The sequence below is a fragment of the Catenuloplanes niger genome, assembly GCF_031458255.1.
Lineage (GTDB): Bacteria > Actinomycetota > Actinomycetes > Mycobacteriales > Micromonosporaceae > Catenuloplanes > Catenuloplanes niger.
The window spans coordinates 1,298,517-1,311,849 of the sequence record NZ_JAVDYC010000001.1 but is presented as its reverse complement, the minus strand read 5'-3'; the positions used below and the strand labels follow the sequence as shown (position 1 = coordinate 1,311,849).

The window sequence follows — 13,333 nt, the reverse complement described above, 5'->3', positions numbered from 1 at the left end:
GCGCGCGGTCTCAGCAGCGGATCACCGTCTTCCCGACCGTCCGCCCGCTCTCCACCAGTTCGTGGGCCGTCCGCATGGTGTCCACGCGCAGGCCGTCGAGCACCGTCGTGGTGATCGGGCGCAGCCGGCCCGCCACCGCGTCCGCGGCCAGGCCGGCGAGGATTCCACCCTGGACGGCGACGTCGACGCCGGCCGTGATCCGGCTGAAGACGGTCTCGGTGTGCACCGACACGGATCTGCCGATCAGCGGCCCGAGATCGACGGAACCGTGCAGGTCGACGGCGGCGAGGTGGCCGAACGGCCGGAGGACCTCGGCGATCCAGCCGACGTTGCCGGCGGTCCCCGACGTGGACAGCACCAGGTCGATCCGGTCGATGCCGGCGTCCCGCAGCTGAGCGGGCACGTCGCCGGTGTGGTCGACGACCAGGTCCGCTCCCGTCGCCGTGCACCACTCGCGGGACGCGGGACGGGACGCCGTGCTCACCACCAGGGCCGTGGTCCGGCTCTTCAGCAGCTGTGCCGCCATCGTCCCGACGCCGCCGGCACCGCCGACGATCAGCACCCGGTCGATCCCGGGCGCCAGGCCGTCCCGATCGCGGAACAGCGCCTCCCAGGCCGTGAGGCCGCCGATGGGCAGGGACGCGGCGTCGGTGAAGGACAGCCCGTCCGGGATCCGCGCCACCACCCGGTGGTCGACCGCGAGCCGTTCGGCCCAGGCGCCGTCCCGGGACATGTCCCCGGTGCCCAGCACCCGGTCGCCGACCGCGAAACCGGTGGCCCGCGCTCCCACGGACTCCACCACGCCGGCGAACTCGAAGCCGAGGATGATCCGTCCACCCGGTGCGGCACCGCGCGTGCGCCGGATCGCCGCCTCGCCCGGGTTGATGCCCACGGCGCGGACCGAGACGAGCAGGTCCGTGTCGCGCGGCCGGGGTTCCGCGGTGTCGATCAGCTCGATGGCGAACGCGTCGAGCGGGTGTGCCGTCCGGTAGGCGAGGGCTTTCATCGTCGTCTCCGTTCAGTCCTGCTTGAGCGCGTGCAGCGCGGAGAGCGGGCCGCCGCCGACCTGCATCAGCCGGCCGCCGTCCCGCAGTGACCCGGCGTCCACCGGCGCGAAGCCGATCTCCTCGGCGACCGCGCGGAGGGCCTCCTTCGCGTCCGCGTCGTCGCCCGCGTAGAACAGCAGCTGGCGGCCCGCCGCGTGCCGCGGGTCGGGCACGATGTACTGCGCGAACAGCGTGTTGAACGCCTTGACCACGCGTGCGCCCGGGGCGTGCCGGGCGACGAACTCGCTGCCCGTATCCGTGCCGAGGTCGACGTAGTCCGCCGGGGTCGGGCCGAGCTGGTTGGTGGTGTCGACCAGGATCCGGCCGTCCCAGGCGGGCACGCCGGCCAGCGCGGCGGGGATGTCCGCCCACCTGACCGCGAGGAACACCATGTCGGCCGCGGCCGCCTCGGCGACCGTGCCCGCGGCGGCCGACGGCCCGAGCCGGGCCACCGTGTCGCGGAGTGCGGCCGGGCCACGGCGCGCGCTCAGCACGACGCGGTGGCCGGCCGCGACGAGATGCGCGGCGATGCCCTGCCCGATCGTGCCCGCGCCGATGAATCCGAAGTCCATGCGATGCCTTCCTCCAATTTTTGATGTCATGCGACATCAAAAATTATGATGGTGGCTGACATTATTGAGTGTCAAGCGCGGGCGCCGGCTTTGATGTCGGGTATCATCGTCAGCGGTCGAGGAGGTGCCCGAGATGCCACGCATCACCCAGGAGCAGAAGCGGCTCAACCGCGAGAGGATCGTCCGCGCGGCGGGCGAGGGCTTCCGGCTGCGCGGCGTCGACGGCATCGGCATCGAGGACCTGATGAAGGCCGCCGGCATGACGCACGGCGGGTTCTACAACCACTTCTCCTCGAAGGAGGACCTCGCCCTCGAGGTCTACCGCCGGGGTTTCACCGACTCGCTCGACGCGCTCGCCGCGATCCGCGAGGCCCACCCCCGCTCCGCCCGGGCGGCCCTGCGCGACATGGTCGACGGCTACCTGACCGCCGACCACCGCGACCACCCGGAGACCGGCTGCGCCTCGGCCGCGCTCGCGGTCGACGCCGGCCGCCACGGCGCCACCGCCCAGGCGGAGTACCGGCGCGGCCTCGAGGGATATCTCGGCGCCATCACCGAGATGGTGCTCGACCGCGCGCGCCAGTCCGGCACCGAGCTGACCGCGGCGGAGGCCCGGGAGCGGGCGGTGGCGATGTTCTCCCAGATGGTCGGCGCGCTGGTGCTCTCCCGCGCGGTCGCCGAGGCCGACCCCGGACTGTCCGACGAGGTCCTGACCACCAACCGCCGGCGGCTCCGGCAGCGGTGACGCGGCCCGCCGGGCCGGGCACTCCCTAGACTGTGCGGTCGTGCTGCACATTCGGGTGATCTCGCCGGAGTCGATGACCGAGAAGGTCGAACAGATGTTGATGACCGATCAGGCGGTCACCCATCTGACCGTCGTCACGGGGGCGGCCCGGTCACCGCGCGGCGACCTGATCGAGTTCGACGTGGTGCGGGAGGGCGCGAGCGGCGTGCTGGACGCGCTGCGCGGGCTCGGCATCGACGAACGCGGCGCGATCTCGGTGGAGAACGTCGACATGGCGATGTCGGGCGCGGCGTCGCGCGCGGCCGACCGTACCCCCGGTCTGGGCGTCGACGCGGTGGTCTGGCACGAGATCGAGCACAAGACCGGCGAGGAGACCGCGCTGTCGGTGTCGTTCCTCGCGTTCATGTCGGTGGCCTGCGTGATCGCCGGCATCGGCGTACTGCTGGACCAGCCGATCCTGATCGTCGGCTCGATGGTCGTCGGCCCGGAGTTCGGGCCGCTGGCCGCGCTGTGCGTCGGGCTGGTCCAGCGACGCCGCGAGCTGCTGCACCGGTCCGTGCTCGCGCTCGCGGTCGGTTTCCCGGTCGGGATGGCGGTGACCGTGCTGGCGACCTGGTTGCTGACCGCGTTCGGGCTGGTGGACGCGGCGATGCTGGTGGCGGAGCGGCCGCTGACCGACTTCATCTGGCGGCCGGACGCGCTCTCCTGGGTGGTCGGCTTCCTCGCCGGCGTCGCCGGGATCCTGTCGCTGACCTCGTCCAAGGCGGGCACGCTGGTCGGCGTGCTGATCTCGGTCACCACCGTCCCGGCCGCGGCCAACGCGGCGGTCGCGATCGCCTACGGCGTCGGGAACGAGGCGTGGGGGTCCGCACTCCAGCTGGTGATCAACCTGGTGGCGATCGTGGTCGCCGGCGTGCTGACGCTGCTGGTGCAGCAGACCGCCTGGAAGGTCGCCGCCCGCCGCCGGGGCCGCCGGTGACCTGCGACGCTGCGTGGCGCGCGCCGGCACGGTAGGTTCGAGGCAGGTGTGCCGGGAAGACTGGTCGGCGAGTCCCAGCCGCACCCTGCCCTGAGGAGCCCCGTGTCCGGTGTGCCGCCCCGCCCTGCCCGCCACCTGTTCGGCCGCGGGAGCTGGCCCGAGGCCCGCCGGATCGCCGACATCCTCCGCGCGGAGACGGTCGGCGGCGTACTCCTGCTGGTCGCGGCCGTCGCGGCACTGATCTGGGCGAACTCCCCGTGGTCGGCGGCCTACCAGGACCTCGGCGAGTTCCGGGTCGGCCCGCACGCGCTGCACCTGGACCTGACGCTGGCGCAGTGGGCCGCGGACGGACTGCTGGCCATCTTCTTCTTCGTCGCGGGACTGGAGCTCAAGCGCGAGTTCGTCGCCGGCGACCTGCGCGACCCGCGGCGGGCGGTGATGCCGATCGCCGCCGCGGTCGGCGGGATGGCCGCACCGGCGCTGATCTACACCGCGGTCAACGCGACCTCGGCGCAGGGCGCGCTGTCCGGCTGGGCGGTGCCGACCGCGACGGACATCGCGTTCGCGCTCGCCGTGCTCGGCGTGATCTCCACCCACCTGCCGTCCGCGCTGCGCACGTTCCTGCTCACGCTCGCGGTCGTCGACGACCTGCTGGCGATCGTGGTCATCGCGGTGTTCTACACCAGCTCGCTGGCCGTACTGCCGCTGCTGGCCGCGCTCGTGCCGCTCGCGCTGTTCGCGTTCCTGGTGCAGAAGCGGGTCCGCTCCTGGTGGCTGCTGCTGCCGCTGGCCGCGCTGACCTGGGGCCTGGTGCACGCCTCCGGCATCCACGCCACCGTCGCCGGCGTGCTGCTCGGCTTCATGGTCCCGGTCGTACGCCGATCCGACGGCCCCGGGCCGGGCCTGGCCGAACACTTCGAGCACCGGTGGCGGCCGCTGTCCGCCGGCGTGGCCGTGCCGGTCTTCGCGTTCTTCGCCGCCGGGGTCTCGGTCGCCGGCGCCGGCGGGCTCGGCGCGACGCTGCGCGACCCGGTCACCATCGGCATCATCCTCGGCCTGGTCGCCGGCAAGTGCGTCGGCGTGCTCGGCACGACATGGCTGGTGCAGCGGTTCACCCGCGCGTCACTCGGCGACGAGATCAGCTGGTGGGACGTGCTCGGCCTGTCGCTGCTGGCCGGCATCGGCTTCACCGTGTCGCTGCTGATCGGCGAGCTCGCGTTCGGCGTCGGCAGCGAGAAGGACGAACACGCCCGGATCGGCATCCTCGCCGGCTCCCTCGTCTCCGCGCTGCTGGCCACCGTGGTCCTGCGCCTGCGCAACCGCCACTACAAGCGCCTCGCGATCGAGGAGGCCCGCGACGCGGACGCGGACGGCATCCCGGACGTCTACCAGAAGTGACGCCACCCCGGCACCGGCCGGCCCAAGTGCCGAAAACCGATGACCGGCAACCGTTTCCCGCTTCCGGCGTGGGCGCCTTCCCAGTGCTCCCGCGGGCACCGGTCGGCCGCGGGCGGCCTCCCTGCCGGTCCCGTCGTGCGTCACCCACCACCACGGCGCGCGACTCGCCCACGGGACGGCCGACCGGGCCACGGCGCCGTGCCCACGCCGGTGCGGGGCATGCCGCGGCGGAGGCCGGCCGTCGGCGGGGAAGGGTCAGCCGTGCAGGCGCACCCGGCCCTCGGACCGCCCCGGCCGCCGATGCCGTTGCGTCAGCCGTCCGCGGCCGCGAAACCGCCGGCGGCCCGCGTCCATCGCCACCGGCACGGTCCGGGTGGTCGTCGCCGGTGCCGCCGTGGGCGAACGCGAACAGGTCGCCGCCCGGCCCGCGCCGTCAGGTGGTCACAGCTCGTCGGTCGTGATCAGACCGTCCTGGATCGCGCGGGCGACCAGCGCGGCCTTGGTCGGCGCCTCCCGGCCGACGTTGGCGTACTTCACCCGTACCCGTTCCAGGCCGGAGTTGACCCGGTGGACCGTGATGTCGAGGCGGCGCGCGACCATCTCCTTGGACTCGGAGTGGAACCATTCGATCAGGATCTGGTGCTCACGCGGGGACAGCCGTGGCCGGTGCGGCCGGTCGTCGGTGCCGAACGCGCCGGACAGCGTCGGTGGCGTGTACGGCGTGCTGTGCGCGGCCGCGACGATCGCCGCGACCAAATGCTCCTCGCCCTCGGCCTTGGTCAGGTAGGTGAACGCGCCGATGTCCAGCGCGGTCAGCGCGGTCTCCCGGTCCGCGCGCATGCTGAAGACCACCACCTGACGTCCCGCGTCGACCAGGCGTTTCAGGTCGCCGTACGCCGGCCCGGTCGGATCGAGCTGCAGGTCGAGGACGACGACGTCGGCGCGGTCACCCGGCGGCAGCCAGGCGGCCGCGACCGTGGGACCGGCCGCGACGACGTCGATGGGCGTCCCGGCCGGCGCGCACCAGGACCGCACGCCGGCCACGACGACGGGATGATCGTCCACGACGACCACAGTGATCATGGCTCTCCCCGCCAGGACGCGTGGATCCACAGCCGGTCGCCGTCGGCCAGCACGGACCGCCGGACCCCGTCGCCGTCCGGCACCGGCGGTGGTGGCGCGCAGGTGGCGACGACGCTGACGGTGACGGTGTCACCGGCGCCGGTGACGGTGAGCCGGGCCCGGCCGGTCGCGGTGGCGAGCGCGGCGATGGCCGGTGCGACCAGCCGGCGGCGCACCCGGGGCGGCAGGTCCGGGCGGGTGCCGTGCGCCGCGAACGACACCGTGACGCCGTCCCGCTCGGCCTGCTCGACGGCGGCGCGCAGCTCGTGGGCGAGCGCGTCCGCGGGCCCGTCGTCGCCCGCGAACAGCCGCCGCATCCGCGCCGCCTCGGCCGCGCACGCCCGCCGCACGTCCGGGTCGCCGGGATCCAGCCCACCGGCGGCAAGACCTTCCAGCAGCGGTACGGCCGTGGCCGCCAGCGCCGCGATCCGGCCGGTGCGGTCGGCGTGCAGGTGCCGGGCGACCGCCTCGGACGTGCGCAGCCGCTCGTCCGCGCGCACCGCCCGCGCGACCGAGACGGCCATGCCGCGCAGCACGGCCGCGATCATCGCGATCGCGAGCTGGTAGGACAGCACGGCCCAGGTGGCGCTGATCGCACCGGCGACGCTCAGCGCGGCCGTCCCGGCCAGCGCGGCCTGACCGAACGTCATCAGGTACTGCGCGGCCAGCGCCGCGACCAGGACCGCGACGCGCCCGCCCATCAGCAGCAGCACGAGCGGCCAGCCGGCGTCGCCCTCCGACCAGTGCGCGGAGCCGAGCCGGAACTCCGGGCGCACGGCCGAGGTGGCCAGCGCGGCCAGCGCGAACACCAGCGCGGCCAGCGCCCACCGCCATCGGCCGAGCGGCCGGTCCCGCCAGGTCGCCACGGCCACCACCAGCGTGACCGCGACCAGCCCGGCCCAGGCGGTCAGCTGTGGCCGGAGCGCGGTGTACGCGGCGCCGGCGGTGAGCAGCCGGGGCAGGTCGAGCAGCGTGAGGACGGCCAGCGTGATGCTGATCGCGGCCCAGCGCAGGCCGCGCTGGAACGACGTGGTGATCACCTCTTGGTCGCCGCCGTCGTCCTCGGCCGGTCGTGGGCAGGTCAGCGTGACGGTGGTGCCGTGACCGGGGCGGCTGTCGATCCGGGCGCGGCCGCCGGTGCGTCTCATCCGCTCGATCAGTGACCGGGTCACGCCGTACCGGTCCGCGGCGATCCGCGCCGGGTCGAAGCCGCGGCCGGCGTCCGCGACCTCGGCCGTGACCAGCGCGCCGTCGTCGCGTACCCGGATCTCGGCGGTGTCCGTGCCCGCGTGCCGGGCCACGTTGGCCAGCGCCTCCCGCACGCCACGGCTGAGCGAGAGCGCGTCCGCGGCCGGCAGCGTCAGCGTGTCCGGTGCCGCCCAGGTGACGCGCACCGGCGTGTGCCGGGCCACCTCGCGCAGCAGCGGGATCAGATCGGTCCCGCCGTGCGCGGCGCCGCCGGACCGGTGCAGTTCGGCCAGGTCCCGCCGGGCCTGCGCGGACAGCCACGGCTCGGGCCGGGCGACCACGCCGTCGCCGACCATCAGCAGCGTGGCGGCCGCGGTGTCGTGCAACGCCGCGAGGTACTCCCGCTCACCGGACCGGCGCGCGGCCGCGATCTCCGCGGCCCGGCGCAGGCCGGCGCTGCGGGCGATGACCCGGTCCGCGGTGCGGGCGCTGCGCCGCACGAACCGGTGGAGACCGAAGGAGAGCGCGGCCTCGGCCGCGGTCCACGGCCCGAGCGTGGGGTCGACGAGCCAGCCGCCCGGATCGGCGAGCGTCGCGCCGGTGTAGTAGACCGCGATGATCACCGCGGTCGCCGCCGCCAGCGCCCGGCCGCCGATCTGCCACGGGTAGGTGACCACGGCCATGTTCAGCGCGATCAGCACCCAGGTGGCGCCGCCGCGCGGGTCCGGGGTGACGGTCCAGGACATGCTCAGACAGATGCCGCAGACCGCCGCGACGTCCGCGACCGGCGCCCATTGACGCGCACGCGCGCCGCCGCGCACCATGACCAAGGCGTAGAGCAGGCTCCACCCGTTGAACGCGGTCACCACGACGGCTGTCACCGCCCGGTCGGGCATCGCGGCGAGCGCCAGACCGACCGAACCGGACAGTCCGACCACGACGACGCGTAGGCCGAGCGCGTATCTCAACCCTTGGTCGAGAAGCCTCTGCTCCACCGCGCCCGGCACGCGCACATCGTATCCCCGTCGATCCCGATGGTGGTCGAACGACCATCACCGCATACTCCCCATGGTCAATACGCTGCACCTGAGCCGAAAGGGGCGTCATGTCGTACCCGCAGTACGGGCCGGAGGGCCACCAGTACCCGGCGCCGGCCGGTCCCACCTACGCCGCGCCGCCGCCGGCGGGTAACCAGCTGCCGGTCACCACGCTGGTGCTCGGTGTGGTGTGCCTGCTGCTGCTCGTGCTCGCCGGGACCGGGCTCGGCCTCTACGTCAACGAGCGTCGCCGGCACAACGCGACCGAGGCGCTGCTGCGCGACCGCGACGCCGCGATCACCGAGACGGAGCGCCGCGCCACCGACCTGGACGCCCGGCTGAAAAACACCGAGGACCAGCTGTCCGAGGTCACCGGTGAACGCGACGCGCTGCTGCCGTGCATGCGGCGCGCCCAGGAGATCTTCGACGCGCTGCGCCGCGACGACGACGACGATCTCGGTACCGCGCTGGAAATGGCCATCACCGCGTGCGCCGAGGCCGAGGACGCGGTCGACTCGTGACCGGCGCGGCCGCCGAACCGGGAGGTCCGACGATGAGCACCGATCCGCTGCCCGGCGTGCCGGGCGGTGACCGTACCGCCGCGGACGGCGAGCCGGGCGGCGAGGTCGCGCTCGTCCGGCTCGGCGAGCGGGAACGCCGCGTCACCCTGCACCTCTCCGGTGACCTGCGCCGCCGCCGCACCGCCGGTGCCGCCGACCGCCTCGCCGCCACCCTGCGCGCGGCGGCGCCCCGGCCGGCCGGCGGCGACACCGGCTGAGGTCCCGCCGTGCCGCGCCCGGGCCGGCACCGTCTCAGGCGGCGTCCGGCACCAGGACGACCTTGCCGGCGACCGTGCGCGACTCGGCGAGCGCCAGCGCGGCCGGGGCCTCGGAGAGCGGGAAGCGCGCCGCGATCTGCGGTGCGAGCACGCCGTCGGCGAGCAGGCGCAGTACCGCGGTGAGGTCCTCGCGCATCCGCGCCCGGTACGCCGAGATGTTCCGGTGCCCGGCCCACAGGTTGTAGAAGTGCGCGCTGCGGCCGTTCGGGGCGTAGTTCCACAGAGCCAGCCGGCCGAACAGCTTCAGCACCGGCAACTGCGAGTTGCCCGCCTCGTCCTTGGTGGCGGCGGTGCCGTAGGAGACCAGCGTCCCGCCGCGCCGCAGCAGCTGCCAGGACCGCTCCAGGCCGGGCCCGCCGACGTGGTCGAAGACCGCGTCCACCCCGTCCGGCGCGGCCTCGCGGATGAGGTCGTACATCGCCGGGTCGCGGTAGTCGACCGGGGTGACGCCGAGCGCGCGGAGCATGTCGTGGTGGCGCGGCGACGCGGTGCCGATCACGGTGATGCCGGCGTGCCGGGCCAGCTGCACCAGCGTGCTGCCGACGCCGCCGTTGGCGCCGAGGACCACGACCGTGCCGCCGCGCCGGACCCGGGCCGTGCGGTGCAGCATCTGCCAGGCGGTGACGCCGTTGACCACCACGGTCTCGGCCGAGGCCGGGTCCACCCCGTCCGGGATGCCGACCAGGTCGCCGGCGTGCAGCTCCAGGTGGCTGGCCCACGCGCCGATCTTGGTGATCGCGGCGTATCGCCGGCCGACCATCGCGGGGTCCACGCCGGCGCCGACCGCGATCACGGTGCCGACCACGTCGTATCCGGGGACGAACGGGAACGCGGGCTGGTCGTAGTACTTGCCGCGGCGCATCTGCTGCTCGGCGAACGAGACGCCGGTCGCGTCCATCCGAAGCAGCGCGTGCCCGGCGGCCGGCTCCGGCATCGGCCGGGTGCGGACCCGCAGCCCGTCCGGCTCGACCGGGCCGGGCAGGACGATCTCGGTGACGGTGTGCGTGGCGTTCATGAGTGCCTCCATGCCGATAGACTTACACACGTAAGCTAACGAGCGCAAGGTAACGCTTGTAAGTTAGGCTGTGCGGCATGACCGACACCGAGGCCCCCGCCCGCTCCCGTAACCGCCGCGGCCAGGGCGGACTGCTGCGCGAAGAGATCGTCAAGGCGGCCGTGGAACTGCTCGACGAGGCCGGCGACGAACGCGCGCTCACGCTCCGTGCGATCGCCCGGCGCGCCGGCATCGCGGCGCCCTCCATCTATCCGCACTTTCCGGACCAGCCGGCCATCATGCTGGCCGTGGTCCGCAGCGCATTCGCCGAGCTCGACGCGGTCCTGCGCGCGGCCGTCGAGTCCGCCGCCGGCGACCCGCGCCGCCGGCTGCGGGCCATCTGCGCCGCCTACCTCGACTTCGCGCGCACCCACCCGCAGCGCTACCGCACCATGTTCGGCGGCCTCTGGGTCCCCACGCTCGGCGAGTCCTCGGTGACCGAGGAGGACCTGGCCACGCTCGGCGCGGACAGCCTCGGCCTCATCTCCGGCGCGCTCGCCGACTGCGCCGCCGCCGGCGTCTCCACCGGCACCGACCCGGCCGCCGACGCGATCGCGCTCTGGCTCGGCCTGCACGGCCTCGCCCACCAGCGCGCGGTCACCGCCGCGTTCCCCTGGCCCGCCGACATCGAGGACCGCCTCGTCGGCGCGCTCGCCCACCTGCGCGAGGACTGACACCCCCGCTGCGCGGGAGCACGCCCGAGATCCTTTTCCCGCTTCCGGCCCGGTCGCTCCGGGCGTGCTCCCGCGGGCACCGGTCGGCCGCGGGCGGCCTCCCTGCCGGTCACGTCGTGGGTCACGGCACCGTCCCCGCAACGGCCGTCCACCATGGTTCGATGCCCCCGGCGGCCCGTCCGGGCCGGCGGTGACGGGAGGCGTGGATGACCGAGGACCCGACCATGGAGCGCATCGGTGCGGCCGTGGCGATGCACCACGGACAGGGACGGCGGGTCGAGGCCCGCGAGATGTTCGCGCGGATCTGGGCCGACATCGGCGGTGAGCAGGGCGATCCGTTGCACGTCAGCGTGCTGGCGCACTCGATGGCCGACGTGCAGGACGACGTACGGCAGGAACTGCTCTGGGACGAGCGGGCGCTGGCTGCGGTCGGTGAGCTGACCGACGACCGGCTGGCGCGCGCGGGAGTGCCACTGACCGTCGCCGGGCTGTACCCGTCGCTGCACCTCAACCTCGCCGACTGCCACCGCCGGCTCGGCGACCTCGACACCGCCCGCGAGCACCTCGACCGGGCCCGGTCCCGGATCACCGCGCTCGGCGACGACGACTACGGCAGCCTGATCCGCGACGGCCTGGCGCGCCTGACCGCACAACTCGACCCCGCACGGAGCGAAGCCGCGGCGGGGAACGAGGCCGCGGCGGGGAACGAGGCCGCGGCGGGAACGAGGCCGCGGCGCGGAATCAGGATTAGGCCGCGACGCCGTCCACCCGCGCGTCGACGGCCGTCGGCCGACCCGTGCGATGATCCGGCCGGAACCGCCCGTGCCCGCCGTCTCGGCGCCCCACCCAGGAGCTGACCCGCCATCGCCGCCTCGCACACCCTCTGGCCCGCCGTCCACGCCGAGCGGGCCGCGCTCGCCGATCAGTTGGCCGGCCTGACCGACGACGAGTGGGCCCGGCCGTCGCTGTGCGGCGAGTGGACCGTGGAGGAGGTCGTCGCGCACCTGACCGCGGGCGCCAGCGTCGGCACCGTACGCTGGCTGGTCAGCATGCTCGGCGCCCGGTTCGACGCGGACGTGCACAACCGCCGCCGGCTCGCCGCGCACCGCGGCGCCACGCCCGCGGAGACGCTGGCCCGCTACCGCGCGATCGTCACCGGCACGACCGCGCCCACCGGCGACGTTCCGGCCTGGCTCGGCGAGGTGATCGTGCACGGGCAGGACATCCTGCGCCCGCTCGGCCGCGCCTACGCGCCGCCGATCGAGTCGGTCACCGCGGTCGCGGAGTTCTTCGCGGCCCGCGACTTCGCCGTCAACAGCCGCACGCTCGTCCGTGACCTGCGGCTGCGTGCCGACGACGGCCCGTTCACCGCCGGTGACGGCCCGCTGGTCACCGGCGGCACGCTCGCGCTGACCATGGCGATGGCCGGCCGCGTCACGTTCTGCGACGAGCTGAGCGGTCCCGGCGTACCCGTTCTGCGCTCTCGCTGCACGTCATAGCCCCGGCCGGCAACCCGGTCGCGTCCATCGGCATGGCCCGCGTGACCGTGGGTACGGAGAGGGCATCGAGTTCAGGAGGATGCCATGACCACGGTTCCGGATCCGAACGGAATGCCCGACATCGAGCGCCCCATCGACCTCACCGACACGCCGGAGCGTGACCGTCCCGCCGCACCCGAGGAGGACCCGGACGGCGGCGCCGTGCCCGGCGAGCCCAGCGGCCGGCCGGCCCCGGACGTCACGCCGATGAGCTGACCGCGTTTCCCGTGAGCGGACCCTCGACCCGGTCGAGGGTCTGCTCACCCCATGGCCGGCCGAATTCCACCGGCACGACAGCATGAGATGACCGTCCGGATACCCGAGGCGCCTCCGGCCGCGGTGCCGTACCGGATGGTTTGCCCGGCGAGTGGCCGGGCGTGGCCCCGGTCAGCGGCCGGGTGGGAACTCGCGGTCCCCGGAGACCTGGGTGAAGGCGCCGTTGTCGAACGCGTAGGAGCGCCACTGCCAGTTGATCAGGTCGGGGTCGCCGCCGCAGCAGACGTAGCGGTCGCCGACGCGGACGGCGACCGCGTTGCCGTCGGCCCGGACGCCGTCCATGTTGACGACGCTGCCGTCGGGCTCGTCCATCAGCTTCGCCATGACCACGGTGCCGACCGTGTCGATGCGGTCGGAGCCGGTCCGGTCGAACGCGACCACCTGGTACTCGCCGGCCTGGCCGATGTAGCAGACGAGCATCGCCACGGTCTCCTCGGTGCCGTCGGCGTCGATGTCGACGTAGGCGACGTCCTCGATGTCCACGGTCATCGCCTGCTTGTTGGGTGCCCGGCCGTCGGTGAACCGGTATTCGCCGCCCGGGCAGAACTCGGCCGCCGTGTTCGTCCAGGCCGGCAGCGTCAGCGGCGACTCCTTCAGCGTCGCCTCGTCGACCCGGCCGGCCGCCGCCCCGCCGGACGCGCCCGGTGACGGCGCCGAGGTGCCGGTGGCCGCGGGCGTGGACCCGCCCGCGCCGGCCGTGCCGCCGTTCGCGCACGCGGTCAGCGGCACGGCCACCAGCAGCGCCGTCAGCACGCCGGTGACGGCGCGGTGCCGCGGCGTGGCCCGGGTGGCGGCCGTGCCGTTGGCGTCGGTCATGTCTGCGTACCGCCGAACAGTCATGGGCCGAATTCTCGTCGCGGGGCCCG

General features: G+C 74.4%; 15 protein-coding genes. 9 read left to right on the top strand and 6 right to left on the bottom strand.

The features are described 5' to 3' along the window. Nucleotides 1–10: 10 nt before the first annotated feature. Nucleotides 11–1,006 carry an alcohol dehydrogenase catalytic domain-containing protein gene (locus J2S44_RS05705; RefSeq protein ID WP_310409600.1) on the bottom strand — a complete coding sequence of 332 codons (996 nt, stop codon included), beginning with the start codon at nt 1,004–1,006 and terminating at the stop codon, nt 11–13. Nucleotides 1,007–1,018: 12 nt separating this feature from the next. After that, the gene (locus J2S44_RS05700; protein ID WP_310409598.1) at nt 1,019–1,618 is read right to left on the bottom strand and encodes an NADPH-dependent F420 reductase; all 600 of its coding nucleotides are present in this window, start codon (nt 1,616–1,618) and stop codon (nt 1,019–1,021) included. A gap of 133 nt (nt 1,619–1,751) precedes the next feature. Between J2S44_RS05700 and J2S44_RS05695 the strand changes: the two genes are divergently transcribed. From J2S44_RS05695 to nhaA, 3 genes are all read left to right on the top strand, one after another. Continuing rightward, nucleotides 1,752–2,363 (top strand): TetR/AcrR family transcriptional regulator, encoded by a 612-nt coding sequence (locus tag J2S44_RS05695; protein ID WP_310409596.1) that lies wholly within the window; start codon nt 1,752–1,754, stop codon nt 2,361–2,363. A 40-nt stretch (nt 2,364–2,403) separates the two neighbouring features. Then, nucleotides 2,404–3,342 carry a DUF389 domain-containing protein gene (locus tag J2S44_RS05690; RefSeq protein WP_310409595.1) on the top strand — a complete coding sequence of 313 codons (939 nt, stop codon included), beginning with the start codon at nt 2,404–2,406 and terminating at the stop codon, nt 3,340–3,342. A gap of 102 nt (nt 3,343–3,444) precedes the next feature. After that, nucleotides 3,445–4,740, top strand: a complete 1,296-nt coding sequence (gene nhaA, locus J2S44_RS05685; protein ID WP_310409593.1) for a Na+/H+ antiporter NhaA — start codon at nt 3,445–3,447, stop codon at nt 4,738–4,740. 441 nt (nt 4,741–5,181) lie between these two features. On the opposite strand, the gene J2S44_RS05680 is transcribed toward nhaA, so the two are convergent. Together J2S44_RS05680 and J2S44_RS05675 are read right to left on the bottom strand one after the other, a co-directional pair. Continuing rightward, complete coding sequence (locus J2S44_RS05680; RefSeq protein ID WP_310409591.1) at nt 5,182–5,823, bottom strand: response regulator; 642 nt, start codon at nt 5,821–5,823, stop codon at nt 5,182–5,184. Then, nucleotides 5,820–8,057, bottom strand: a complete 2,238-nt coding sequence (locus J2S44_RS05675) for a sensor histidine kinase (protein WP_310409590.1) — start codon at nt 8,055–8,057, stop codon at nt 5,820–5,822. Before J2S44_RS05675 ends, J2S44_RS05680 begins: the two co-directional genes overlap by 4 nt. Nucleotides 8,058–8,155: 98 nt before the next feature. On the opposite strand from J2S44_RS05675, the gene J2S44_RS05670 reads away from it, so the two are divergent. Both J2S44_RS05670 and J2S44_RS05665 read left to right on the top strand, forming a co-directional pair. Further along, nucleotides 8,156–8,608, top strand: coding sequence for a hypothetical protein (locus tag J2S44_RS05670; protein WP_310409589.1), 453 nt, complete (start codon nt 8,156–8,158; stop codon nt 8,606–8,608). A gap of 32 nt (nt 8,609–8,640) precedes the next feature. Then, nucleotides 8,641–8,865 carry a hypothetical protein gene (locus J2S44_RS05665; RefSeq protein WP_310409587.1) on the top strand — a complete coding sequence of 75 codons (225 nt, stop codon included), beginning with the start codon at nt 8,641–8,643 and terminating at the stop codon, nt 8,863–8,865. 34 nt (nt 8,866–8,899) lie between these two features. On the opposite strand, the gene J2S44_RS05660 is transcribed toward J2S44_RS05665, so the two are convergent. Continuing rightward, nucleotides 8,900–9,952 carry a medium chain dehydrogenase/reductase family protein gene (locus J2S44_RS05660; protein ID WP_310409586.1) on the bottom strand — a complete coding sequence of 351 codons (1,053 nt, stop codon included), beginning with the start codon at nt 9,950–9,952 and terminating at the stop codon, nt 8,900–8,902. 65 nt (nt 9,953–10,017) lie between these two features. Here J2S44_RS05660 and J2S44_RS05655 point away from each other — a divergent pair, with 65 nt between their 5' ends. From J2S44_RS05655 to J2S44_RS05640, 4 genes are all read left to right on the top strand, one after another. Continuing rightward, on the top strand, nt 10,018–10,653 hold the full coding sequence (locus J2S44_RS05655; RefSeq protein ID WP_310409585.1) for a TetR-like C-terminal domain-containing protein: 636 nt from the start codon (nt 10,018–10,020) through the stop codon (nt 10,651–10,653). A gap of 206 nt (nt 10,654–10,859) precedes the next feature. Then, nucleotides 10,860–11,510, top strand: a complete 651-nt coding sequence (locus tag J2S44_RS05650; protein WP_310409583.1) for a tetratricopeptide repeat protein — start codon at nt 10,860–10,862, stop codon at nt 11,508–11,510. A 6-nt stretch (nt 11,511–11,516) separates the two neighbouring features. Beyond that, nucleotides 11,517–12,152: a maleylpyruvate isomerase family mycothiol-dependent enzyme gene (locus tag J2S44_RS05645; RefSeq protein ID WP_310429487.1), complete on the top strand. Its 636-nt coding sequence runs from the start codon at nt 11,517–11,519 to the stop codon at nt 12,150–12,152. Nucleotides 12,153–12,236: 84 nt separating this feature from the next. Continuing rightward, the gene (locus J2S44_RS05640) at nt 12,237–12,407 is read left to right on the top strand and encodes a hypothetical protein (protein ID WP_310409582.1); all 171 of its coding nucleotides are present in this window, start codon (nt 12,237–12,239) and stop codon (nt 12,405–12,407) included. A gap of 171 nt (nt 12,408–12,578) precedes the next feature. Here the strand turns inward: J2S44_RS05640 and J2S44_RS05635 are convergent, their stop codons facing one another. Beyond that, nucleotides 12,579–13,307: a hypothetical protein gene (locus J2S44_RS05635; protein WP_310409581.1), complete on the bottom strand. Its 729-nt coding sequence runs from the start codon at nt 13,305–13,307 to the stop codon at nt 12,579–12,581. Between the last annotated feature and the right edge of the window lie 26 nt (nt 13,308–13,333).